We start from the raw sequence: 23,611 nt of genomic DNA on the forward strand, positions 1-23,611 counted from the left end.
AGGTTGTGGGCGCACGTAAAGCTTTGGGCGATAGAGCCGGAGATATCGCGTGCTCTGGTGCGCAGTGAATCTTCCGCGCGCGCGTCTATCCATCCTACCGGATTTTGTAATTACACAGAGACTCGAAGGTCAGTTCCGCAGCGAAAAAACGGGTGAGATGAGGCATGCGAGGGCGCTGTATTTTTGTAATTACAAAGATAGCCGGAAGGCTTAGTGAATCCAGTCGAAAACAGGTTCGAACTAGGTAGTGGTTCGGTGTTGGTTTCTCTTTCAAACCCAACCCAAGAGACAGCATGCAGCAACGGTCCAAATACGCGAAAATCTACATTTTCAGTAGGGACACACAGAAAAACCTGAACCAGGCCGGCCGGTCGAGCAGAACTATTTGTTATGGGGAGGATTTTTTCTTTAAGTACAGTAGTATTGTTAACGCTTGTGGAAACGGTGGAAAACCCCTTCCTTGCCTGCAATGACGCGGAAGTAGCCTGTGGACATTAAGTGGAAGAATCCACCCAGTGCTGAGAATGCATTGTGTATGGATATTTATACATTTCCCTAATTCCACACCTTTTGAATATTCATGCACTTAACGTCCACACGAACGCATGAGTTAAAGCACAGCTTATCCACACCCCGAAAATCCAGCTTTCCGAACCGCTAAAAATAGCGGAATTCACCAAGACACCCCGCCTCACAGCGAGTAAAACACCTAGTCAAGGTGCAAAATACGCTGTAAAGCGGGGACTCTAGAGGCTCTAGCCGGCGGCGCGCTGCTCCTGGCGGATTAAATTCGTCAGCTCAGTGACCTGATTGAAAATCGTCTGACGCTCCGCCATCTGCGCGCTCACCTTACGCACCGCATGCATCACCGTCGTATGGTCGCGGCCGCCCAGATCGTTGCCAATACGCGGCAGAGACATCTCGGTCAGCTCACGCAGAAGATACATCGCCACCTGGCGCGCATTCGTGAGCGTACGGGTGCGAGACTTCGACTGCATATCCTCAATGGACACATCAAAATACTTCGCCACCGTCGCCAAAACCAGCGCCGATGTAATCTCCGCACCACCGGTATCAGAGAGCAAATCCTTCAGATAGGTCTCCGCCTCAGCCAGGGTAATGGGCTCCGGCGGCTTCTTCATTGAGGCGGCAGCGCTCGCACGAATCAGAGCACCCTCCAACTCGCGAATATTCGCCGTGACATGGGAAGCAATGTACTCCATGACGTCATCGCGCACCGGCAGAATCTCGTTTTGAGCCTTCTTCCGCAGAATCGCGATACGGGTCTCCAGCTCCGGAGGCTGCACATCCACATTCAGGCCCGAACCGAAACGCGAACGCATACGCTCAGCGAAACCGGTCAGCTGCTTCGGCGGCAAATCAGAGGTAATCACGATCTGCTTCTGGTGGTTATACAGGGCGTTGAAGGTATGGAAGAACTCCTCCATCGTCGCCTCTTTACCCGCCAAGAACTGGATATCGTCAATCAGCAGAACGTCAACATTGCGGTAAATCTGCTTGAACGACGAGCCCTCATCATCACGAATCGAGTTGATGAAATCGTTCGTGAATTCCTCAGAATTCACATAGCGCACGCGCAGATTCGGGTACAGGTACTTGGTGTAGTGGCCAATCGCGTGCAGCAGGTGAGTCTTGCCCAGACCCGAACCGCCGTAGATGAAAAGCGGGTTGTAGACAATGCCGGGCTGCTCAGCCACCGCGAAAGCGCTCGCGTGCGCAAAGCGGTTGGACTGGCCAATCACGAAGGTATCGAAGGTGTAGTTCGGGTTCAGTCGGGCAGAGCTATCCCACGTCGGCGCATTTTCCGGGTCTTCATGCGGATGCACCTGCTGAGACTCCGGTACCGCCGGGGCCTCCGGAACGAAAGTGGGCAGGGGCGCCGGATATTCGCGAGGCGCACCTGCGGCAGGAGCCGCCGGAGCCGACTGCTGAGCGGAAGGGAAACCGGCACGTTCCGCCTCCAGAGCCTGCAGGGAGGGGCGGGTGACCTGCTCATCGGCAGGAACCTCGTAGTGATCGGGGCCCGGATGCGGTTCCGTGTAATACTCAAAAGCACGCGAGCCGGTGGGTACCTCGGGATGCGCGGGGACAGTCGGAGCGACTGCAGGAGCCTGCTCGGCAGGTACCTCACGCTCACCCTGGAAAACGTCCTGACTTGCAGTTTCAACCGGAACCATGGACTCGTTCACATCGAAAAGAGCAGTGGTCGACGGACCGAAAGCCTCATGCAGAGCCGCACGGAACGAAGCACTAATCTGCTCCTCAAAGACCGCACGGGTGAGCTTATTCGGCACCTCAATGATGAGGCGAGAAGAACCCATCAGTCCCTGAGGCTGCGCAAGATTCACGAAACCACGCTGACGTGCCGTCACCGCCGGATCGGCGGCAAGAATGGAGAGCAGATGCGCCCAGCGCGCCTGAAGAGACTCGGTCATGGAATTCTTTACTTTCACTCGATGTGAAGCGGTGGCGCAGTAAAGAAATAATGCCGGAAACCACCGCGAGGTCATTAAGATTCTACCCGGTTAATGCACAGGTGGAGAAAGTTATCCACAAGAGTTTTCCACACGGTGGAAAACTTGTAATTACAGAAGTGGATAAGCGGTGGATTTAAGTGCATAGCAGGGTTTCTTCCTTGATATTCTGCGGAACATCTCAGAAACACTAGGCTGTGGATAACTCTCCAGTGGGTGGGGGTGAGAGGCTGTTGTGCACCGCGGTGGATATCGTGCCGCTGTAAATATCCCCAGGTTTGTAGCCTCTGCATCAGGGGCTTCTCCACAGCCCATAAATGCACCGCAGTCACCACCTCCACGGCGCAAACGAGCCCGGAATCACGCGGAAAAACGCCCCAAGAACTTGATTTACGCCCTCCACTCTTCTAAAGTTGTGCTGTTGTGTGTGCACCGCCTACTGCGAATAGTCGCGGTACCTCCGTGCACCAAGAAGCGTACGGTTCCGATACCCCGTGAGGGCACGAACCGCAAAAATCAAGGAGACAAAGTATGAGCAAGCGTACTTTCCAGCCGAACAACCGCCGTCGCGCTAAGAAGCACGGCTTCCGTCTGCGTATGCGTACCCGTGCAGGCCGCGCGATTCTGTCGAACCGCCGCGGTAAGGGCCGCGCAAAGCTCTCGGCCTAATCACGGCATATAGTTCGCCCGCCGATGCACACGCATCGGCGGGCGAACTATCATTAAGCGTGAAATACACGCGGAGGTCAGCTCATCACATGAGCCGAATCTCCCACACTACGTAAAGGGGAACACGTGCTGCCTCAACGGCACCGTATGCGCACCAGCACAGAATTCTCCCACGCCTTCCGTTCCGGCATCCGTACAGGACGTCGGAACATCGTTGTATCTACGGCGAAAAATCCTGGAAAAACAACCCAGGTAGGTTTCATTGTGTCGAAGGCGGTGGGCAACGCAGTCACACGCAACCTGGTCAAGCGCCGGTTGCGTGAACTTGCCGCGCTCACCTGCGCCGCGCATCCGGAAGGCTACGCCATTGCTGTGCGAGCGCTTCCCGCCTCCGCGAGCGCCAGCTGGGATCAGCTGCGCCGCGACTACGAATCAGCACTCGAGACCGCGTTCGCTAAGCTCGACCTGCATCAGAGCAAGGAGAAGCCGTGAGTCGTTCCCAGCGTGACCGCTGTGAAGAACGCTTCCACGCGCATCACAGCGGCACCTATAGCGCATCTGCCGAGACTCTGGGCCCCGACGAGCTGCTGGCACTAGCACCTAACGAATTCGTGAGGCCTGAAACTTTCCTGCAGGCTCTCTACGTTCTACCGCAGAACCTACTGATCGCGTGCATGAAGGCCTACCGCAAGGTCGTATCCCCCCTCTACGGGGATGTGTGCCGCTACTACCCGACCTGCTCAGCCTACGCTCTGGAGGCGCTGACCACCCACGGTGCGATGGGCGGGCTTTCCCTGACGGTGCGCCGTATTCTGCGGTGTGTTCCCTGGGCGACCGGAGGTATCGACCCAGTCCCGGAGGGGAAGCGTACTTTCGCTCCCGGAGCAGAACCGAAAATTATTCTGCTCAACCACCCCCATCTTTACACCCCTCACACCGGTGGTGACGCCCGCCCTGAGTAGGCGGCGCCTCCCACACAATGACTTAGCCGAGTCCTTAAGGAGTATTCCCGCGTGAATATTTTTGATTTGATTCTTTGGCCGTTTAAATGGATCGTCTCCGTGGTCCTGTGGCTGTTCCACACTCTTTTCACCTCGCTGGGCATGGACCCGGCTTCCGGTCTGACTTGGGTTCTGTGCATTATCTTCCTGACCCTGGTGATGCGTACCCTGACCATTCCGCTGTTCGTCAAGCAGATTAAGGCTATGCGCGGTATGACCGCGATGCAGGGCGATATGGCGAAGCTGCAGGAGAAGTACAAGGGTAAGAAGGACCAGCTCTCCCGCCAGGCTATGGCTCAGGAGCAGATGGAAATGTACCGTAAGCACGGTACGAACCCCTTCGCCTCCTGCCTGCCGATTCTGGCGCAGATGCCGATCTTCTTCGGTCTGTACCAGGTGCTGATGAGCGTGCCCACCGCAGCGCAGAATAACCAGGGCGTGCTCATGCTGCCGGCTGAGCTAGTGCATCAGTTCAACGACTCCCAGATTTTCGGTGCTCAGCTCTTCGCGACCATGATGCACCCGGGGGCTGGCGACGCCACCGCGACCGTTGTTCAGGCGGTCATCATGATTGTTCTGATGAGCGCCACCCAGTTCTACATCCAGAAGCAGCTGAGCGTGAAGAACATGTCGGAGGCTGCTCTGAACTCTCCGATGTTCCGTCAGCAGCAGATGATTATGTACATCTTCCCGATCATCTTCGCTGTTTCCGGTATTAACTTCCCCCTTGGTGTGCTGTACTACTGGACCGTCTCGAACCTCTGGTCGCTGGGTCAGCAGTGGTGGGTTATCCGCAACAACCCGACCCCCGGTTCCCAGGCGGAGCGTGAGCTGAACGCCCGCCGTGCGGCGAAGGGCCTGCCCCCGGTGGGTAAGACCCGCGAGCAGCACGAGAAGGACCTGCAGGAGGCGCGTGAGCGTGCCGCAGCCGGTCAGCGCCAGCAGCCGGTGAGTAAGAAGCGCCAGAAGCAGCAGCGCAATAAGCAGAACGGAAAGAAGTAGTTTTCTTCCGTGATTCGGGCCGGGTTCTCGCCACGTGTGGCGCGGGCCCGGCGCCGTGTATGAGATACTTTTTACCCCTAGGACACCCCTCCGAACACCCCGAGGATTATTGTGACTGAAGCTATGGAATATGAGGACGAGCAGCTCGTTGAGGAGCAGCTGGTAGAGGAGCCCCTTGAGGGCGAAGAAGACGATTTTGAGGACATCGACGAGGAAGGCGATATCGCCGCTGACTACCTCGAAGAACTCCTCGATATTGTCGATATGGACGGCGACATTGATATTGAGGTGCGCAATAACCGCATCTACCTGTCGGTCGTCAATGACGATGATGACAATGAGGAACTGCGCCACCTGGTTGGCCGCCACGGTGAGGTTCTGGAGGCTCTGCAGGAGCTGGTGCGCCTCTCCGTCCTGGCTGGTAACGGCACCCGTTCCCGCCTGATTCTGGACATTGCTGGCTACCGTGCTGAGCGTCGTGAGCAGCTGGAGAAGATTGCTGCTGACGCGATTGAGAAGGTGCGCACTACCGGTCGCGATGAGCACATGAAGCCGTTGAGCCCGTACGAGCGTAAGGTTGTGCACGATGTGGTGGCCGCCGCTGGCCTGTACAGCGAATCTGAGGGTGAGGGCCCTCGCCGTCACGTGGTGATTTCTCTTCCCGAGGTAGGAGCCTAGTATGGAGACTTCGATGGTTGCTCTCAACGAGAGCGAGCGTGCCGCAGCGGAGGCTGTGTTCGGTGAGCGTCTGCCTCTGGCGGAGCGCTACGTGCAGCACCTGGCGACGACCGGTATTGAGCGCGGTCTGATTGGTCCGCGTGAGGTGCCGCGCCTGTGGGCTCGCCACGTGCTGAACTGTGCCGTGGTGCAGGAGTACATTGCTCCGAACGCTTCGGTGGCTGATGTTGGCTCTGGTGCCGGTCTGCCCGGCCTGTGCCTGGCGATTGCTCGTCCGGACCTGAAGCTGACCCTGATTGAGCCTCTGGAACGCCGCGTCATCTGGCTGAATGAGGTTGTCGAGGATCTGGACCTGGAGAACGTGACTGTGCTGCGCTCGCGCGCTGAGCAGGCTGTGGGCACTGTTGAGGCTGATGTGGTGACTGCGCGTGCTGTGTCCGCACTGGTGGGTCTTCTGGACATTACCCTGCCGATTCTGCGCGGCACCGGCGAGCTGCTGGCCCTGAAGGGTCGTAGCGCCGCGGAGGAGATTACTAAGGCGAAGAAGAAGCTGAACCGCTACGGTGCGCGTGAGACTGAGATTCTCACTGCCGGCGGCGACCTGCTGGAAGAGCCGACGACGGTGGTTCGAGTTCGTCTCTAAAGGTTTCGTCTCAAATGGGCGGTACCGTAATGAGCTAGTGAACATGCTGGCTTGTGCGGTGCCGCCCATTTTTTTGTGCGCAGGTTTGCCGGGGTGTGTGGCAATTGCATCCGTAGAGTACATAGAATGACCTCTCGCGTGGAGTATTGACCTGATGCCGGGTACCCTTAAGAGAGGGTTGAAACCTTAGACTCTTCTGCACTATTGCCCAGTAGCTTATTCGTGGAGCTTACGCCCTTCAAAGCTTCTGATGCGGAGGCAATGTTTCACGTGAAACATTGCAGGCGTCATCACCTCGGGAAGTATGTTTCACGTGGAACATATGGAGAATGGGCGACGGTAGGGGAGTGTGGGAGTAGGTCCTCCTCGCACGTGAACATTTCAGAACATCACGCCAAGCGAGGTGCCAGAAGAAGCATCACCGTAGACACACCACCCGGATTATGGAAGGCACCCGATGACTCCTCAAGCTCAGAAATCTGTTGCAGATTTGCTCCCCAAGCCTGTGCATACGCGTGTCTTCACCGTGTCGAACCAGAAGGGTGGAGTGGGTAAAACCAGTACTGCCGTGAACCTTGCCGCTGCGCTCGCGGAGGCTGGGCTCAACGTCCTGGTCATCGATAACGACCCGCAGGGTAACGCATCGACCGCACTGGGTATTGAGCATGGCGTGGATGTCCCCAGTGTCTACAATGTCCTGATTGAAGATAAGCCGCTTTCTGAGATTGTTCAGGAATGCCCCGATATGTCCGGCCTATTCTGTGCCCCCGCCAATATCGATCTTGCGGGTGCGGAGATTGAACTGGTCTCCCTGGTAGCTCGCGAGACCCGCCTCAAGAACGCCCTGATGGACTACACCGAGTGGCGCGAGAAGCAGGGTATGGAGCGCCTGGATTACGTTTTCATTGACTGCCCGCCGAGCCTCGGCCTGCTGACCGTCAATGCCTTTGTCGCGGCGGAAGAGATTCTGATTCCGATTCAGTGCGAGTACTACGCACTGGAAGGCCTGAGCCAGCTGCTGAAGAATATTCAGATGATTCAGAAGCACCTGAACTCTAAGTTGCGCATCAGCACGATTCTGCTGACCATGTACGATGCCCGCACCAACCTGGCGTTCCAGGTGGCGGAGGAAGTGCGTGAGCACTTCCCAGAGGAGACTCTGAGTGTGAAGATTCCTCGCTCGGTGCGTATCTCTGAGGCCCCCAGCTACCAGCAGACCGTCATCACCTACGACTCGTCGTCGACCGGTGCTCGCGCCTACCGCGAGGCGGCACAGGAACTCTCACGCCGATCTGCATAATCTAAATCTTTTGAAATGAGCCCTTTTGAATTGTCTTTCGATGATTCAAAAGGGCTCATTTTGTGCGGTATTTTCTGGGTAAAATCCTCAAAAACAGCCTCATTGCATTAATTTTTAAGAATAATGCGGGTTGTGTGCCGCGTGGTTTTCACTCCTGCTTTCGGGTGCTTATTTCGTTTACACTAGATGAAGAAGAAAAAATGAGCGGGCTCGTCCGGGAGTCCTAAGGAGTAACGATGGCTGAAAAGCGACGCGGCTTGGGTCGTGGCCTGGGGGCACTGATTCCTCAGAGTACGAAGAATTTTGGTAATGCTGAGGCGAAGGCATCCGAAAATACCGCTGCAATAAAGACTGCACCCAAGAAGGTCTCTGCTCCGATTGAAGAGCCGATGACTGACGGCCTCTTCGAAATGGCTCACGAAGCTAAGCCGGAGAAGCACCGCAAGAGCACTAAGGCTGAGGCTGCAGAAGCTAAGCCTGCTGATTCAGCACCCGCTCAGGAGAAGCCGGCTCCTGCTGAGAAAGCAGAAGAAAAGGTAGAAGCCCCCGCCTCCTCGCAGGATGTTTCACGTGAAACATCGAAGAAGAAGTCCCGCGTGGACATGGGTGCGGCACTTCGCAACACCACCCTGACTCGCCGCCCGGTGGACTTCTTCTTTGGTGAAGATGTCTCCACCCCGCAGTCTGTTTCCGAAGAGCAGAACGGCCTAGTTCCGGTTCCCGGTGCCCAGTTTGCCGAGCTGAATGTTCGCGATATTCACCCGAACCGCAAGCAGCCCCGTACCGATTTTGATGAGCAGGACATGGAGGAGCTCATCCACTCGGTGCGTGAGATTGGTGTTCTGCAGCCGATTGTCGTGCGTCCCTCGCGCGAAAACGGTGCCGAGAAGTACGAACTGGTTATGGGTGAGCGCCGCTGGCGTGCAACCCAGGCGGCTGGTCTGACCACTATCCCCGCGATTGTTCGTGAGACTGAAGATGGCGACCTGCTCCGTGACGCCCTGCTGGAGAACCTGCACCGCAGTCAGCTGAACCCCATTGAAGAGGCGGCGGCATATCAGCAGCTCATGGAGGAGTTCGACACTACTCAGGAGCAGTTGGCTAAGCGCATTGGTCGTTCTCGTCCCCAGATTTCTAACACGATTCGTCTGCTGAAGTTGCCGGCTCTGGTGCAGCGTCGCGTTGCGGCGGGTATCCTCTCCGCCGGTCACGCGCGTGCCCTGCTGGCTCTGACCGATCAGGCGCAGATTGAGACTCTCGCGCAGAAGATTGTGAATGAGGGTCTGTCGGTTCGTGCAACTGAGGAGCTGGTGAACCACGCATCCGGCGTTGCAGAGGTGAAGGAGCGTAAGGCTCCTCAGCCTCAGAAGCACCGTGAGCGCCTGGACTATATTGCGGAGGCTTTCGCGGATAAGCTCGATACTTCGGTGAAGATTTCGCTGGGTGCCCGTAAGGGTAAGATGACCATCGAGTTTGCGAATGTTGAGGATTTGAACCGCATTATCCGTGTTCTGGATTCTGATTTCTCCGGCTAGAACCCGGGTTAGAATTTCAGGTTAAACAATATTTAACAACTGAATTCAGTTGAATATATAGAAAACCCTCGGTGATGTTTCACGTGAAACATCACCGAGGGTTTTTCTCTAACTTCTCGAAAGATTAGCCCAAGTGCTCGGAGAACTCAGCCAGCAGAGCGGACTTCGTCTTGGCACCTACGGTCTTCTTGACGACCTCGCCACCCTTGAAAAGGTAGATAGCGGGGATAGAGGTAATACCGTACTTCATGGCGGTATCGCCATTTGCCTCAACATCCACCTTGATTACATCGACCTGACCGGCGTACTCGCCAGCAATCTCGTCAATCACGGGACCAACCATGCGGCAGGGGCCGCACCATTCAGCCCAGAAATCCACGATAACGGGCTTGTCGTTCTTCAGGACCAGTTCGTCGAAGGTGGCGTCAGTTGCCTGCTGTGCACTGCTCACGGAGTGCTCCTTTCTGACACGGGGCGGATTCCCCAGCGAGTAATACGAATAGTTTAGAGGTTTTCGAGGTAGTGCTGTGCGTCCAGAGCGGCAACAGCACCGGAACCAGCAGCAATAATTGCCTGGCGGTAGGTCGGGTCAATCACGTCACCGGCAGCGAAAACGCCGGGAACGGAAGTCTTCGAGGAACGACCCTGAACCGCGATGGTGTGGTTCTCGGTAATCTCCAGCTGATCGCGCACGAGCTCCACGCGAGGATCGGAGCCAATAGCGATGAATAGGCCCTGAACAGCCAGCTGGCGCTCCGAGCCATCCTTGGTGTTGGTCAGGGTAATCGACTCGAGGTTGCTCTCGCCGTGAACTGCGGTAACAGCCGAATCCCAGACAACCTCAATCTTCGGGTTGTTGAAAGCGCGGGTCTGCATGATTTCAGAGGCGCGGAAAGAGTCGCGGCGGTGCACCAGGTACACCTTGGAGGCGAAGGTCGTCAGGAACAGTGCCTCCTCCAACGCGGAGTCGCCGCCACCGACCACTGCAATTTCCTTGTCCTTGAAGAAGAAGCCATCGCAGGTCGCGCACCAGGAGACGCCGTAACCGGAGAGTCGGTCCTCGCCCTCAATGTTGAGCTTACGCACCTGGGAACCGGTGGTCATGATGACGGTCTTTGCCAGGTGAACGGCACCGTCAGCGGTGTAGACCTTCTTCACGTCGCCGGTGAGCTCGACCTTTTCCACGTCCTGGTAGCGGATGTCCGTGCCGAAGCGCTCAGCCTGCTGGCCGATGTTCTCCATCAGCTCGGGGCCCTGAATGCCCTGAATGAATCCGGGGAAGTTCTCGACCTCGGTGGTGTTCATGAGAGAGCCGCCGGGTGCCAGGGAGCTGGCGAAGAGGACGGGCTTCAGCTCGGCGCGTGCCGCGTAGATTGCCGCGGTGTAGCCGGCGGGGCCAGAGCCCACAATAATGACGTTGTGGACGGTTGCGTCGGCCTCAACCTCAGCTGCCGGTGCCGCCTCGGTGGCGGGTGCGGATGCGAGGTTCAAGTTGCCCAGGGCGGCGCCTCCGAAGAGGCCTCCCAGATTCTCAGTCATCAGATATGTCTTTCGTTGTAGGTCTTTCGTTATGCCCCTATAACAGGGCTTTACCCTCGATTATTCCATCTTGGGGGACCCTTATCCAGATACTCCGCCCACTGTGAATCTTCGGGTAGTAACCCTGCCATAAAGAGTCATAAATGGACATCAAAAGGGCGGGGCTTCCGAACTCGGTAAGTTCAGAAGCCCCGCCCTTGTGTCTGGGGCGCGAGCGCCCTGTCGGCGTCGCTTTATGGGGTGACTAGTCCACCTTGATTTCGTTGATGCGCAGACCGTAACTCCAGTTTCCAATGGGCAGGGAGAGGCGGGGCAGCTCGTTGACCACGATGATCACGTAGGCGCCCTTTTCTGCGCTCTGCTTGGAGGTGTCCAGGGTGACGACCGCGTCCTTGCCTTCGAAGGTGCCCTTGCCGACCTCAACTGCGCCGTTCAGCGATGCGGAGCTGTTGGTGTAGACGGTGAAGGAGCCGCCGGTGCCGGTGGTCTGCTGGATGGTCAGCTTGGAGACGACGGTGGGGGTCTGCAGCTTCAGTGCCAGGCCGAATTCCTTGATGGTGCCGGCGTAGTTGGCGGTGCCGAAGCCGTAGCTGATCCATGCGGTGTTGGCGTTACCGTCGGTCAGGTTGGGGATGAGGGTGTCCATGTCGTTCATGAACGTGGAGTCCGAGGGCGCGAAGCGGGCCACGGACGCAATCTTAGCCGGCGCGTTCGATGCCTTAGCGGTCGGGGATGCCGATGCGCTGGCGCTTGCCGCAGCCGATTCGGATGCCGAGATAGAAGACTTGGGGGTGTGGGGGCCTGCTGCCTGGTTGGAGCCGATAGCGCCCAGGGAGGTGAGGATACCGCCTGCAACGATGACGAGCAACAGGACGGCTGCGAGGGCGACTGCCCAGGTGCCGCGGCTGCCGTCTTCTTCGTCCTCGTCATCTTCGTAGATGCTGGTAGGTTCGGAGTATGCGGTCACCGCTGCGCCGTCGGATGCGTTCCAGTTCTTGGCGGCGGTGATGCTCTCCTGGCTGGCGGTGGAGGAGGAAACCTTCTCGTAGGTGTTGGGGGAGCTGCCGCTTTCGGAGTCGCCGAAGATTTCGGTGCCCAGTGCGTCCTCTGCATTGGAGAGTGCGTGGTTTTCGACCAGCAGGGTGTCCAGCAGGGTGTCGGGGCGGGTGTGGGAGGTGACGAGGTAGCGGCTACCTTCGGGGGTGATGCCCAGGTCGAGGATCTGGATGTTGCCGCGTGCGTTGGTTGCGAGCGCGCGGGAGTTTGCTTCCAGCAGTGCGCTGCGGCTGGGCGATGCGACGACGACCGAGACCTTACGGTTGAGAATCTGGTCGGTGCCTTCAAGCACCATGTCGGATTCTGCCGTAATGATGATGTGTGCGGTGATCTCGTAGCGGCCTCCGAGGACCGATCCGACCGGAATCTGTTGCGACAACGTGTTCTCCCGAGGTGGTTTCATAGTGCCTGCCGTGTGGCGGGCCCTGACTATTAGATTCTACCCGGCATTGAAGGATGCTGGGGCTGAGTGATAGTTTGTGGCGTCCGGGTGGTTGCCTGTGCCTTCTGCGGGCCCCGGTGTGGGGTGTAAGGCGCAGGCGGTAGCTACCCGGTTTGTGCGTTGTGTGCTGCTTTAGCGGCGGGCAAAACGCTCAAGTTTGGAGGTGAGGGGTGCCAGTAGTGCGTTGGCTTCCTTGACGCGGAAGATCTGCACGCCGGCGAGGTATGCGAGGCCCATGACGGTGCCGCATACGGCGAGGGTGATGATGGCGGTGATCTTGGATGCCCATGCGAATCCGTCGAGCTGGTAGCCTCCGAGCAGCCAGAGCGCAATGGCGGCGATACCGCCGGCGAAGAGGGACGCGAGGGTGGTGCGGGCGTAGGTGCTGATGATGCCTCGCTGGCCGTAGTAGCCGAGGCGGCGGCGGACCATGTGGTGGCTGATGAACAGGATCAGGATGTTGTGCACCGGGTAGATGAACGCGAGCATGTACACGGTGTACTGGGCATCGAGCAGGGATGCTGCGAAGCTCATGATGACCATGATGATGGCGGAGTACACCTGGATACGGAAGGGGGTGCGTGCGTCTTCGCGGGCGTAGAGCACGCGGCTGTAGAGGTAGTTGATGGTGAGGGTGGGGGTGCCGAGCGCGGTGATGACGATGAGCTTGGCGATGATGGTTGCTGCGATGGGGTCGCCGCCGCTGAAGAGTACGGCGATGGGGCCTGCGAGCACCATGAGTGCGACCATGCAGAAGACGGTGGCTACGGCTGCGTTGCGCAGGCCGTGGGAGAGCGCGTAGATGACGCTGTCGCTGTCGTCGGCGATGGCTGAGGCGCTCATGCGGTTGAAGAGCACGGTGGCGATGGAGATGCCGATAACGCCGTGCGGCAGCATGTACAGCATGGAGGCGTAGTTGAGGGCCTGCAGACCCGGAATCTGGATGCCCATGGCGGCGTAGTGTTCGCGCTGACCGACGATGCCGGCGGCAACCTTGGTCATGTAGAGGAAGGCCAGGTTGGAGATGATACCGGAGGCGAGGGTCCACGCGGCGAGCTTGGAGGCTGCGCGCAGGCCGATGCCGCGCCACGCGAAATCGGGCTTGAGTCGTAGGCCGAGTCGGCGCAGGGGGATGAAGAGTACGAGCGCCTGCATAACCACGCCGAGGGTCGAGGAACCGGCGAGCACGAGGGTTTGTGCGTTGGTCCAGTTGTCTACAGCGTGGATTGGGTGGGGGTTGGGGGTCTGCGCTCCGAAGAGGAAGATGAAGAGGAACAGCGACAGGATGGTGATGACGTTGTTCAGCACGGGCGACCACATGTACGCGCCGAAGGCGTCCTTCGCGTTGAGCACCTGCCCAATGACGGTGTAGAGGCCGTAGAAGAAGATCTGGGGTAGACACCAGAGTGAGAAGATGAAGCCGAGCTGCCGCTGTTCGGGGGTCCATCCCGAGCCCATGATGCTGATGATGGGCCAGGCGCAGGCGACGGTGATGAGCGTGACCAGGCCGATGGCGGTGACGGTGAGCGTGACGAGCTTGGAGATGTAACGCGCGCCGCCGTCCTGGGCCTTGGCGGCCTTGATGATTTGGGGCACGAGAACCGCGTTGAACACGCCACCGGCAACGAGCACGTAGATGAGGTTAGGGAGGGTGTTCGCGGTTTCGAAGACGTCACCGACGGTAGAGAGCGAACCGATAGCGACGGTGAGCAGGATGGTCTTGACGAATCCGAGGATGCGCGAGACGAGCGTACCTGCGGCCATGATTGCGCTTGAGCGGGCGTCGGTTCGTGCCACGTGTCTCTCCTATGTTGGCGGTGATGGTCGGTCGGATGTCTTCGGGTCTCTGTCCGGCTACCTTCGGGATGTCGCCCCGAAGGCTTGCCGGGACGTTAGAGGTGGGTGGTGATGTATTCGCTGGCGCTGCGGGCGATGTGCTGCTCGTTGGCGAACGAGAGACGGGTGGGCAGCTCGGCGAGGGGGACCCACGCGACGTCGATGGCTTCGTGATCGGGGTCGTTGTCGATGCTGAGCTCGCCGCCGGTTGCCGCGAAGAGGTAGTGGTGCACGGTCTTGTGGATGCGTAGCCCGTTGGAGGTGAACCAGTAGGCGATGGTGCCGAGGGAGGCTACGGGGTAGCCGGTGATTCCGGTTTCTTCGGCGATTTCGCGTCCGGCTGCTTCAACTCGGGTTTCGCCGCGTTCGATGTGTCCCTTGGGCAGGCACCATTCGCGCTGACCGGTGCGGTTGATTCGGGCGATGATGGCCGCGGGGAGTTCTTCGGGCCGGTCGAAGTCGATGATGAGCCCTCCGGCGGATACTTCTTCGGGGGCCGGTACCGGGCGCGCGGGCGCGGCGAAGCGCGTTTTGGGTGCGCGGGGTACGGGAATGCTCATGGTTCTACCTTAACTGATGGAAGAGGGTTTTGGCGCTTCGGGGCGGGGTGATGTGGGCATCCCGTGCGGCGCGGGGTGGTCGTGGAGGCGTTTTATCTGGCACGATTAAAGGATTATGTCGCTGTTTATTGATGTTGTGTCGAAGTACCCGGATGCCGCCGAGCTGGGAGAGCTGTACCGTGCGGCGGGTTTTGAGCTGTACTTGGTGGGCGGTATTGTCCGCGACAATCTGCTGGATGATGGCGGCCATTTCACTGATTTTGATTTGACGACGGATGCTACTCCGGAGCAGAGTGAGCAGATTCTGCGTGGTTGGGGTGAGCATACGTGGGATATCGGCAAGGAGTACGGCACGATTAGTGCGCGTAAGAATGGCGTGGTGTATGAGGTGACCACGTACCGTGCTGAGGTGTATGTTTCGGATTCGCGTAAGCCGACGGTTGAGTTCGGTACCGATTTGAGCGCCGACCTGGTGCGCCGTGATTTCACGATTAATGCGATGGCGGCGGCGTTGCCGAGTGGTGAGGTTGTTGACCTGTTTGGCGGTATTGAGGATTTGCGTGCGGGTGTTTTGCGTACTCCGCGCTCGCCGCAGGAGTCTTTTTCTGAGGATCCGCTGCGTATGATGCGTGCGGCTCGTTTTGCTGCGCGTTTTAATCTTGAGGTTGCCCCGGAGGTTTTCGAAGCGATGCGCGAGATGGCCGGCCGTATTGAGATTATTTCGGCTGAGCGTGTGCGTGATGAGCTGGTGAAGCTGATTGAGGCGGATTATCCGCGGGTTGGTTTGAACCTGCTGGTGGATACGGGGCTGGCGGATTATGTGTTGCCGGAGCTTCCTGCGTTGCGGATGGAGATGGATCCGGCGCATCACCATAAGGATGTGTATGCGCATTCGTTGAAGGTGATGGAGCAGGCGATGGAGAAGGAGACGGACGAGGATGGTCCGTGCCCGGCTCCTGATTTTATTCTGCGTTTTGCGGCGTTGATGCACGATATTGGTAAGCCGAAGACTCGTAAGTTTGAGAAGGACGGCTCTGTCTCGTTCCTGCACCATGAGGTGGTGGGCGCGAAGATGGTGAAGAAGCGCATGCGTGCGTTGCGTTTTGATAATGACACGATTAAGGCTGTGGCTCGTCTGGTGGAGCTGCACATGCGTTTTTATGGTTACCGTGAGTCGGGTTGGACTGATTCTGCGGTGCGCCGTTATGTGCGTGATGCGGGGGATCAGTTGGAGCGTCTGCATCGTGTGTCGCGTTCTGATGTGACGACTCGTAATCGTCGTCTGTCGCGTTCGCTGGCTGAGGCGTATGACGATTTGGAGCGTCGTATTGCTGAGTTGGCTGCTCAGGAGGAGCTGGATGCGATCCGCCCGGACCTGGACGGTGGCCAGATTATGCAGATTCTTGGTATTGCGCCGGGCCCGGTGGTGGGTGAGGCGTATAAGTTCTTGTTGAATTTGCGTCTGGATGAGGGTTCGCTTCCTGAGGAGGAGGCGAAGGCTCGTCTTTTGCAGTGGTGGGAGCAGCGTCGCCAGGCGTAGCTTCTGCGGTTTTTCGGTGCCGCATCGCATGGTTGAGGTCACGCGGTGCGGTACTGTTCTATCTGCTTTTTCTCGTGTATTGTTAAGAAATCTATGCGTGTTCCCCACCCGGTGTGCTTCACGTGTAGAGCACAATGAATCTCCTGCTATGGAAATCCCATAGCCGTTTAGCCCAAAGGAGGGGTTTAATCATGCGTGCATATGAACTGATGGTTATCCTCAGCCCCGAGGTTGAGGACCGTGCGGTTGAGCCGTCGCTGTCCAAGTTCCTCGAGATCGTGACCAACGAGGGTGGTTCCATCGACAACGTCGATATCTGGGGCCGTCGTCGCCTGGCATACGAGATCCAGAAGAAGTCTGAGGGTATCTACGCAGTGGTGAACTTCACCTCTACCCCCGAGACCGCAGCTGAGCTCGATCGTGTTCTGAACCTGAACGAGTCCGTCATGCGTACCAAGATCATCCGCCCGGAGGATCAGAAGATCTCCAGCAAGTAGTTGTTTCTTGCCGGTCGGCTGACCCCCTAAAAATGTCAGGGGGTTGCGCTGTACTGGATTCAACATACTTGTAACTCTTATCGAGGAGGCATCAAATGGCAGGCGATACCGTTATTACCGTTATTGGTAATCTGACTGGCGATCCGGAGCTTCGTTACACCCCTGCGGGTGCGGCGGTTGCTAATTTCACGATCGCATCGACTCCGCGTACTTTTAACCGCCAGACGAACCAGTGGGAGGACGGGGAGACCCTGTTCCTGCGTGCGTCGGTGTGGCGTGGTTACGCTGAGAATGTTGCAGAGACCCTGAAGAAGGGTACTCAGGTTATCGCGCAGGGCCGTCTGAAGTCTCGCTCGTACGAGACCAAGGAAGGCGAGCGTCGTACTTCGTTTGAGCTTGAGGTCGAGGAGATCGGCCCGACTCTGCGTTTTGCTACTGCTCAGGTGACTCGCGCACAGCGTTCTGCCGGAGGTAATAACTTCGGTGGCGGTGCGCAGGGTGGCTTTGGCGGTGGCGCTGGGTACAACGCTGCTGCTCAGGGCGGTTTCTCCGCTCCTCAGCAGAACAATTTTGCAGCTCCCCAGGGTAATGGTTACTCTGGCCAGTCTGGCTACTCCGCTCCGGCTGCTCCGGCGGCCCCCGCAGCTTCTGCTGCTGATCCGTGGAGTTCTCAGTCTGGTGGTAACTATGACTGGGGTAGCGGCGCCGACGACGAACCTCCGTTCTAAGCCGGTTTCGTTTTCCGAATAGTAATTTATCAATCCATCCCGCGGTTATCCGCCGCGGGCTCCCAACTCTAAGGAGCACCACGATGGCTAAGGCTGAAATCCGTAAGCCCAAACCCAAGCAGAACCCCCTCAAGGCTGCTGACGTCACCGTTATCGATTACAAGGACGTCGCACTTCTGCGCAAGTTCATCTCCGACCGCGGCAAGATCCGCGCTCGCCGCGTGACTGGCGTGACCGTTCAGGAGCAGCGCAAGATCGCTCAGGCTATTAAGAACGCCCGCGAAGTTGCACTGCTGCCCTACTCCGGCGCTGGCCGCTAAAGAGAAGGAGAGACAGTAACATGGCTAAGATCATTCTGACTCAGGAAGTTTCCGGCCTCGGTGCAGCTGGCGATGTTGTCACCGTTAAGGACGGTTACGCACGTAACTACCTGCTGCCCCGCGGCTTTGCCGTGACCTGGACCCAGGGTGGCGAGAAGCAGGTTGAGTCCATCCGCGCCGCTCGTGCGGCTCGTGCCAAGGCTTCTCTGGAAGAGGCTCAGGCAATTGCTGCGTCCCTGGCTGCTAAGCCGGTTGTCGTTGCACACAAGGCTGGCGCTGACGGCCGCCTGTTCGGTACCGTCAAGGCTGAGGCTATTGCTGAGGCTATTGAGGCTGCTGGCATTGGCTCCGTTGACAAGCGCACCATCCACCTGGGTTCCGCTATCAAGCGCACCGGTGAGTACAAGGTGACTGTCCGCCTGCACGCTGACGTTGTTGCTAACGTTGTCCTGGACGTCGTTGCTGCTGCGTAAGTAGATTTTTAGATATTTGACGCTGAGGCTTTGAAGCTTCGGTGTTGAGTGTTGGACGGGGTGTCCCTCTTCGTGAGGGGCACCCCGTTTGTTGTACCCGTAGCTGTGTCGTGGTGACGCTCGTTCCGGTGCATGTTTCACGTGAAACATTGCTTTTGGGAGGTTGAGAATCAGCGCTGTATAGCTGAAGAATCGGTGCTTGAGGTAGCGGTTGCTACGAGGCAGTCCGGTTGACCCCGTAGACTGGTAGACATGGCTCGATCTTTTTCACGTTTGTCTTCTAGTGCTCAGCTGCTGCTCACGGGTGTGGTTCTGGAGTGCATTACTTTGTTGCTGTGTGCTCTAGCGGTTATCCCGTTTGCGGATGCCAATATAGCCACCATTATTTTTCTGTTGTTGCTGATAGTAGGCGGCCTTGCCTCCAGCATTGCCCTAGTGTGTGCGCTGGTGGGTCTGGTGAAGTTCCGTCAGTACCGTGTGGCTAATATTTGCCTGGCGGTTATTTCTGTAGTCGCTAATCCGCTGGTGCTGCTTGGGCTGTATATGGCGGCTTATTAGCCCGGTTTGAAGCCCTAAAACCGCACTGAAACTGCACAATATCAAAGCTCTCAGGGTTCTGTTGGTCTTCTCCCAGCTTGTTTCCAGCGAAATTCAATCCTCCCATAAGGTTGGGGGTGTTTACTATAAGTGTTGGTTCGAGAGGACTGCGATGTGAATGTGTGTGTTTCGTGTAGCGGGGTCGCCCGCTAGCGAAAGAAGGATGGCAAGGCAAAAGCGCCTTGCCTTTCTTCTTTTAATGCGACATATAGTTTCCGTGTGAAATCCGGGGTGCTGCGCCTCGATTCTGAGGAAAAATCTATTCCCAGGTTTCTTACAGCTTTAACCTACAGGGAATAAAGGTTTACGCGTAATACTTTATATAGATGGTTCGAGAGAGCCATCAGAAAGTTGGACTTTCCTTGCGGAAGTGGCTCTGATTTTCGTATGTATGTGTGTGTGATGAGACTGGGGTTGGATTGAGAGGTCCAGCTCCAGTTTCTGTTTAACCCCTGAGTTTTGCGGTAGTGGCAACTGGAGACGACAACGGCGTTAGGGCATGCTGTAACCGCGGTGCACCGTAATAAAGGGCAACCATACTTATACGTAACGTCATATTTCCTTTCCTGTGTGTGGCGGGTCTAGAATTAGGGAAGATAAATTTTGCATATTAAATACAAGTATTGAGGAGTTGTCTCCCGTGTCTAAGACCCCTTCCGTTCCCGGTACCGACCGCCCCGCCGACAAGGCTGCAGGCCACTGGTTGCTCGCCCAGCTGGGCAAGAAGGTTTTGCGCCCGGGCGGCCGCGAGACCACTAACTGGCTGCTGGCTCGTGCCCTGGGCGGCGACATTGACGTCGTGGAGTTTGCGCCGGGCCTGGGCATTACCGCCCTGGAAATTGTGAAGCGTTCCCCCAAGAGCTACACCGGTGTGGATCTTGACCCGAAGGCTGCTGAAATCGTGACCGAGCGTATCGGCGCATCGAGCCATCCTAACTACCGCGTCGTGAACGCTAGCGCCCAGGAAACCGGCCTGCCCTCCGAGAGCTACGACGCCGTGGTGGGCGAGGCGATGCTGACCATGCAGACCGATAAGCACAAGCTGGAGATTATGCGTGAGGCGGCTCGCCTGCTGCGTCCGGGCGGTTACTACGCTATCCACGAGATGTCGCTGGTTCCCGATTACCTGCGTCCTGAGCTGAAGGAAGAGATTCAGAAGGATTTGGCGCGCACTATCCGTGTGAATGCCCGCCCGCTGACTGTTGCTGAGTGGACCGCCCTGGCTGAAGAGGCAGGTTTTGAGGTGCTGGATGTGTACCAGACCGATATGGCTCTGCTGGAGCCGAAGCGTCTGCTGGCTGATGAGGGTCCCGCCGGCGTTGCGAAGATTGCGTTCAATCTGGCGCGTAAGCCGCAGATTCGTGAGCGTGTGTTGGGTATGCGCGGTGTGTTCCGCCGCCACGCGGACCACATCGGCGCTATCGGTCTGATTCTGCGTAAGAAGTAAGACAGACTCACACCGCAAAACTCACACAGTGAAACGGAGCCTCAGTATTCCTCGCTATCCGGGGGAATACTGAGGCTCTGTTTTACACTGAGGTGTATGAGCCGCGCTGTATGCGCAGCGGTGTGCGAGCCGCAGAACCTGCTCAGCTACATGTGCGCCTCCCGGAGATTGTTATGAGCCGTATTCTTTTCTCTCCCGAAAGTTTCAATATGGGTGAAACCACGCGCTGTATCGAGATAGCGCGTGCAGCTCGGGAGCGAGGCCATACGGTCTTATTCCACGTGTATTCCCCCAAGTACCTGGGGCTGCTGGAAAACGCGGGGTTGCCCGTGCATCTTAGCGAGCCAATCATGAGCGATGCCGAGGCGGAGCAGATTATGGCGCTGGATCAGGGCAGGGGAGTGCGGCATCCTTTTACGACCGATATGGTGCGCCAGAGGGTTGCCGCTGAGCTTGCGGCTATTCGTGACTTTAGCGCGGATGCCGTGGTGATTGGTTCTAACCTGACGATGTTGCTGTCTGCGCGTATTGCCGGTGTTCCCATTTTCTATGCGCGCCCGTACGCGTACTCGTCGACGTATTTTTCGAAGAAGCCTGCAGCCGGCGAGCTCGCGGCGCCGGGATGGTTGCGGGCGGTGGCGCGGGTGTTTTCGTATAAGCCGGCTTCTTTTACGCGTGTGGCGCGTGAGCATGGGCTCACGCTTCCTCGCCGTACCGTCGATATGCTCAGCGCCGATGTGAACCTTATCTGCTCTCTGTTCACGCAGTTCCGCGGCGACTCGTTGGTAGAGCCCGACGTTGGGGTGGGTCCTATTTATTACCGTGCGCCCGGTGAGCTGCCGCAGATTGTTCGTGAACCGAGAGAGCGGCCACTGGTCTACGTGGGAATGGGTTCCTCCGGCTCTGCAGATATTTTGGCGCAGGTGCTACGGCAGCTCTCAGACGCTCCGGTGGATGTGCTGGTCGGCGGCGGGGTGCAGCTCTCGGAGGCACAGACCCGCCTACTGGGCGATAACATCCATTTCGCCGGGACCGTTCCGGCGCATCTGCTTGCCGGTCATATTGATGCCTCGATGACCCACGGCGGTGAGGGAACGGTGCAGACGGCGTGCCTGGCGGGTGTTCCGTTTGCGGGTATTGCGATGCAGGCGGAGCAGAGCTGGAATATTGAGGAGTGCGTGCGTTACGGTAACGCCCTGCGTTTTACGAAGATTGATGTGCGCCGCGGCAATGTGCGCGATATTTTGGACCGTCTGCTCAGTGAAGAGGGTCTGCGCGCTAGGGCACGGCAGCTGGGTGAGGCAATGCGCACCATGGATGGTGCGGCGCTCGCCGTTGAGAAGATTGAGGATTATCTCCGCGTTCCTCGTTAGGCGTGTATGGGTTTCGCGTGGGCCTTCGTGAGAAACTAGCATAGGAGTTCTGCAGAAGTTGTTTCTGGAACGTCGTAGATATCGGATTGAAACGCGAGGATAAGCATGTCTGAAACTGCCATTGATTATGGTTCCCGCACTATGCCTCATGATGATGTGGCTGAGCAGTCGGTGCTCGGTGGCATGCTGCTGTCGAAGGACGCTATTGCGGATGTGGTTGAGAGCCTGCGTGCGTCTGATTTCTATAAGCCGGCGCACGAGACGATTTATGAGGCGATTCTTTCTCTCTACGGTCACGGTAGCCCCGCGGATGCGATTACGGTTGCTGATGAGCTGAAGAAGCGTGGCGAGCTGACTCGTGTAGGTGGCGCGTCGTATCTGCATACTCTGATTGCTTCGGTTCCGACTGCTGCTAACGCTCAGTATTACGCTGAGATTGTTAAGGAGCACGCGATTATGCGCCGCCTGATTGAGGCGGGTACGAAGATTGCTCAGCTGGGTTACGCCAATGAGACTGAGGTTGATACTTTGGTGGATCAGGCGCAGGCTGAGATTTATGCGGTGACTGATGGTAACGCGAAGGAAGACTATGTGTCTTTCTCTGAGGCGTTGGAGGAGACCATCAATGAGATTGATGCGAACTCGAACCGCCCGGATGGCGTGTACGGTGTGCCGACTGACTTTATTGAGTTTGATGAGCTGACCGGTGGTCTGCATGGCGGCCAGATGATTGTTATTGCGGCTCGTCCGGGTGTGGGTAAGTCGACTCTGGCTTTGGATATTGCTCGTTCTGCTGCTATTCATCATCAGATGACGACTGTGTTCTTCTCACTGGAGATGAGTCGTACTGAGTTGGCAATGCGTATTCTCTCTGCGGAGGGAAAGATTTCGATGGGTCGTCTGAAGAAGGGCGACCTGGATACTGAGGGTTGGACGAACTTGGCGACTCTGCAGGGTCGTATTGATTCTGCTCCTCTCTTTATTGATGATTCGCCGAATATGACTCTGATGGAGATTCGCGCGAAGTGCCGTCGCCTGAAGCAGCGTAATGATTTGAAGCTTGTGGTGCTGGACTACCTGCAGCTGATGAGTTCGGGTAAGAAGGTGGAGTCGCGTCAGCAGGAGGTTTCGGAGTTTTCTCGTAGCCTGAAGCTGTTGGCTAAGGAGCTGGATGTTCCGGTGATTGCGCTGTCGCAGTTGAACCGTGGTTCGGAGCAGCGTACTGATAAGCGTCCGATGGTTTCGGATCTGCGTGAGTCTGGTTCTATTGAGCAGGATGCGGATATGGTGATTCTGCTGCATCGTGAGGATATGTATAACCCGGATAGTGAGCGCGTGGGTGAGGCGGACATGATTATTGCGAAGCACCGTGGTGGTCCGACCCGTACTATCCCTCTGGCGTTTAGCGGTAAGTACTCGCGCTTCAACAATATGGCGAATGAGGCGCCTCCCCAGTACTAAGCAACCCAGCACTAAGCGTTACTAAGCTTCAGCACTCTCGTAGCTGTGCCCCTCTTCTTCTGTTCCTCTCGGGATGGAAGGGGAGGGGCTTTCTGTATCTATAGGTATGGGTGTCTAGTCGCGGCACAGGAGCGGGGGAGTAGGAATAGGGGCTGCTGAGAGGGCTTTCACCGGGCTTTCTTCGAGGGTTTGAGTGGTTTCTTCTGCGTTTATGAGGTTTTTTGGAAGTTTTTTGAAGATTTTTTGCCACCCTTAAAACACTCTGACTAGGCACTTTAGTGCCTGGAAAGGGTGTTTGAGACCCTTTCAAGGCCCTTTTTGTGTCCTACTTCACCCATTTTCGGGTTGCAGGGGTGTTTAGGGGTCTGTATAGTTGTATGAGTCGCCGCGGCGAGGAGGAAAAAACGAAGAGCTTCTTC

General features: G+C 57.3%; 23 protein-coding genes. 17 read left to right on the forward strand and 6 right to left on the reverse strand.

From position 1 onward, the window contains the following. Positions 1-755: 755 nt before the first annotated feature. Positions 756-2,456, reverse strand: a complete 1,701-nt coding sequence (gene dnaA, locus RWZ58_RS07435) for a chromosomal replication initiator protein DnaA (RefSeq protein ID WP_298700437.1) — start codon at positions 2,454-2,456, stop codon at positions 756-758. A 570-nt stretch (positions 2,457-3,026) separates the two neighbouring features. On the opposite strand from dnaA, the gene rpmH reads away from it, so the two are divergent. From rpmH to RWZ58_RS07475, 8 genes are all read left to right on the forward strand, one after another. Further along, a complete protein-coding gene (gene rpmH, locus RWZ58_RS07440) occupies positions 3,027-3,164 on the forward strand; it encodes a 50S ribosomal protein L34 (RefSeq protein WP_049332235.1) in 138 nt (45 codons plus the stop codon). Positions 3,165-3,290: 126 nt separating this feature from the next. Next, positions 3,291-3,656, forward strand: a complete 366-nt coding sequence (rnpA, locus tag RWZ58_RS07445; RefSeq protein WP_012904384.1) for a ribonuclease P protein component — start codon at positions 3,291-3,293, stop codon at positions 3,654-3,656. Further along, positions 3,653-4,126, forward strand: a complete 474-nt coding sequence (yidD, locus tag RWZ58_RS07450; RefSeq protein WP_005504090.1) for a membrane protein insertion efficiency factor YidD — start codon at positions 3,653-3,655, stop codon at positions 4,124-4,126. The genes rnpA and yidD overlap by 4 nt, the downstream gene beginning before the upstream one ends. Positions 4,127-4,177: 51 nt before the next feature. Then, on the forward strand, positions 4,178-5,167 hold the full coding sequence (gene yidC, locus RWZ58_RS07455; RefSeq protein ID WP_012904383.1) for a membrane protein insertase YidC: 990 nt from the start codon (positions 4,178-4,180) through the stop codon (positions 5,165-5,167). Positions 5,168-5,278: 111 nt separating this feature from the next. Further along, positions 5,279-5,845 carry a R3H domain-containing nucleic acid-binding protein gene (locus RWZ58_RS07460; RefSeq protein WP_049349950.1) on the forward strand — a complete coding sequence of 189 codons (567 nt, stop codon included), beginning with the start codon at positions 5,279-5,281 and terminating at the stop codon, positions 5,843-5,845. 1 nt (position 5,846) lies between these two features. Further along, on the forward strand, positions 5,847-6,488 hold the full coding sequence (gene rsmG / locus RWZ58_RS07465) for a 16S rRNA (guanine(527)-N(7))-methyltransferase RsmG (protein ID WP_399549630.1): 642 nt from the start codon (positions 5,847-5,849) through the stop codon (positions 6,486-6,488). 457 nt (positions 6,489-6,945) lie between these two features. Then, a complete protein-coding gene (locus RWZ58_RS07470) occupies positions 6,946-7,788 on the forward strand; it encodes a ParA family protein (protein ID WP_314658203.1) in 843 nt (280 codons plus the stop codon). Positions 7,789-8,024: 236 nt separating this feature from the next. Continuing rightward, a complete protein-coding gene (locus tag RWZ58_RS07475; RefSeq protein WP_314658205.1) occupies positions 8,025-9,323 on the forward strand; it encodes a ParB/RepB/Spo0J family partition protein in 1,299 nt (432 codons plus the stop codon). A 124-nt stretch (positions 9,324-9,447) separates the two neighbouring features. Here the strand turns inward: RWZ58_RS07475 and trxA are convergent, their stop codons facing one another. The 5 genes from trxA to RWZ58_RS07500 form a co-directional block, all read right to left on the reverse strand. After that, on the reverse strand, positions 9,448-9,774 hold the full coding sequence (gene trxA / locus RWZ58_RS07480) for a thioredoxin (protein WP_070832511.1): 327 nt from the start codon (positions 9,772-9,774) through the stop codon (positions 9,448-9,450). Between the two features lie 53 nt (positions 9,775-9,827). Next, positions 9,828-10,862, reverse strand: coding sequence for a thioredoxin-disulfide reductase (trxB, locus tag RWZ58_RS07485; RefSeq protein WP_311448642.1), 1,035 nt, complete (start codon positions 10,860-10,862; stop codon positions 9,828-9,830). Positions 10,863-11,106: 244 nt separating this feature from the next. Continuing rightward, on the reverse strand, positions 11,107-12,297 hold the full coding sequence (locus RWZ58_RS07490; protein ID WP_314658208.1) for a serine/threonine protein kinase: 1,191 nt from the start codon (positions 12,295-12,297) through the stop codon (positions 11,107-11,109). 195 nt (positions 12,298-12,492) lie between these two features. After that, on the reverse strand, positions 12,493-14,157 hold the full coding sequence (gene murJ, locus RWZ58_RS07495) for a murein biosynthesis integral membrane protein MurJ (protein ID WP_314658209.1): 1,665 nt from the start codon (positions 14,155-14,157) through the stop codon (positions 12,493-12,495). 95 nt (positions 14,158-14,252) lie between these two features. Next, positions 14,253-14,756, reverse strand: coding sequence for an NUDIX hydrolase (locus tag RWZ58_RS07500; RefSeq protein ID WP_049332212.1), 504 nt, complete (start codon positions 14,754-14,756; stop codon positions 14,253-14,255). Between the two features lie 115 nt (positions 14,757-14,871). On the opposite strand from RWZ58_RS07500, the gene RWZ58_RS07505 reads away from it, so the two are divergent. The 9 genes from RWZ58_RS07505 to dnaB all read left to right on the forward strand — a co-directional run bounded on the left by RWZ58_RS07505 (position 14,872) and on the right by dnaB (position 23,192). After that, positions 14,872-16,296: a CCA tRNA nucleotidyltransferase gene (locus RWZ58_RS07505; RefSeq protein WP_314658212.1), complete on the forward strand. Its 1,425-nt coding sequence runs from the start codon at positions 14,872-14,874 to the stop codon at positions 16,294-16,296. A 191-nt stretch (positions 16,297-16,487) separates the two neighbouring features. After that, positions 16,488-16,793 (forward strand): 30S ribosomal protein S6, encoded by a 306-nt coding sequence (gene rpsF / locus RWZ58_RS07510; RefSeq protein ID WP_070687853.1) that lies wholly within the window; start codon positions 16,488-16,490, stop codon positions 16,791-16,793. Positions 16,794-16,888: 95 nt separating this feature from the next. Further along, a complete protein-coding gene (locus RWZ58_RS07515) occupies positions 16,889-17,521 on the forward strand; it encodes a single-stranded DNA-binding protein (RefSeq protein ID WP_314658214.1) in 633 nt (210 codons plus the stop codon). Between the two features lie 83 nt (positions 17,522-17,604). Beyond that, entirely contained in the window at positions 17,605-17,841 is a 237-nt protein-coding gene (rpsR, locus tag RWZ58_RS07520; RefSeq protein WP_004005948.1) for a 30S ribosomal protein S18, read from the forward strand. A 20-nt stretch (positions 17,842-17,861) separates the two neighbouring features. Continuing rightward, positions 17,862-18,314: a 50S ribosomal protein L9 gene (rplI, locus tag RWZ58_RS07525; RefSeq protein ID WP_005504050.1), complete on the forward strand. Its 453-nt coding sequence runs from the start codon at positions 17,862-17,864 to the stop codon at positions 18,312-18,314. Positions 18,315-18,566: 252 nt separating this feature from the next. Continuing rightward, positions 18,567-18,872 carry a hypothetical protein gene (locus tag RWZ58_RS07530; protein WP_294628795.1) on the forward strand — a complete coding sequence of 102 codons (306 nt, stop codon included), beginning with the start codon at positions 18,567-18,569 and terminating at the stop codon, positions 18,870-18,872. Positions 18,873-19,551: 679 nt separating this feature from the next. Next, positions 19,552-20,358: a methyltransferase domain-containing protein gene (locus RWZ58_RS07535; protein WP_314658215.1), complete on the forward strand. Its 807-nt coding sequence runs from the start codon at positions 19,552-19,554 to the stop codon at positions 20,356-20,358. 350 nt (positions 20,359-20,708) lie between these two features. Further along, on the forward strand, positions 20,709-21,731 hold the full coding sequence (locus tag RWZ58_RS07540; protein WP_314658216.1) for a nucleotide disphospho-sugar-binding domain-containing protein: 1,023 nt from the start codon (positions 20,709-20,711) through the stop codon (positions 21,729-21,731). 105 nt (positions 21,732-21,836) lie between these two features. After that, a complete protein-coding gene (gene dnaB, locus RWZ58_RS07545; RefSeq protein WP_049354159.1) occupies positions 21,837-23,192 on the forward strand; it encodes a replicative DNA helicase in 1,356 nt (451 codons plus the stop codon). Positions 23,193-23,611: the final 419 nt, after the last annotated feature.

Source organism: uncultured Rothia sp. (assembly GCF_963544205.1).
In the GTDB taxonomy this organism is placed as follows: Bacteria; Actinomycetota; Actinomycetes; order Actinomycetales; family Micrococcaceae; genus Rothia.

Bases quoted from the DNA above. Each gene is read 5' to 3' on its own strand.
- RWZ58_RS07530 (WP_294628795.1), top strand. From the start codon at position 18,567: ATGGCTCGATCTTTTTCACGTTTGTCTTCTAGTGCTCAGCTGCTGCTC.
- RWZ58_RS07515 (WP_314658214.1), top strand. From the start codon at position 16,889: ATGGCAGGCGATACCGTTATTACCGTTATTGGTAATCTGACTGGCGAT.
- RWZ58_RS07500 (WP_049332212.1), bottom strand. From the start codon at position 14,756: ATGAGCATTCCCGTACCCCGCGCACCCAAAACGCGCTTCGCCGCGCCC.
- rpmH (WP_049332235.1), top strand. From the start codon at position 3,027: ATGAGCAAGCGTACTTTCCAGCCGAACAACCGCCGTCGCGCTAAGAAG.
- trxB (WP_311448642.1), bottom strand. From the start codon at position 10,862: ATGACTGAGAATCTGGGAGGCCTCTTCGGAGGCGCCGCCCTGGGCAAC.
- dnaB (WP_049354159.1), top strand. From the start codon at position 21,837: ATGTCTGAAACTGCCATTGATTATGGTTCCCGCACTATGCCTCATGAT.
- RWZ58_RS07505 (WP_314658212.1), top strand. From the start codon at position 14,872: ATGTCGCTGTTTATTGATGTTGTGTCGAAGTACCCGGATGCCGCCGAG.
- RWZ58_RS07470 (WP_314658203.1), top strand. From the start codon at position 6,946: ATGACTCCTCAAGCTCAGAAATCTGTTGCAGATTTGCTCCCCAAGCCT.
- rpsR (WP_004005948.1), top strand. From the start codon at position 17,605: ATGGCTAAGGCTGAAATCCGTAAGCCCAAACCCAAGCAGAACCCCCTC.
- rsmG (WP_399549630.1), top strand. From the start codon at position 5,847: ATGGAGACTTCGATGGTTGCTCTCAACGAGAGCGAGCGTGCCGCAGCG.
- RWZ58_RS07540 (WP_314658216.1), top strand. From the start codon at position 20,709: ATGAGCGATGCCGAGGCGGAGCAGATTATGGCGCTGGATCAGGGCAGG.
- dnaA (WP_298700437.1), bottom strand. From the start codon at position 2,456: ATGACCGAGTCTCTTCAGGCGCGCTGGGCGCATCTGCTCTCCATTCTT.
- rpsF (WP_070687853.1), top strand. From the start codon at position 16,488: ATGCGTGCATATGAACTGATGGTTATCCTCAGCCCCGAGGTTGAGGAC.
- rplI (WP_005504050.1), top strand. From the start codon at position 17,862: ATGGCTAAGATCATTCTGACTCAGGAAGTTTCCGGCCTCGGTGCAGCT.
- RWZ58_RS07475 (WP_314658205.1), top strand. From the start codon at position 8,025: ATGGCTGAAAAGCGACGCGGCTTGGGTCGTGGCCTGGGGGCACTGATT.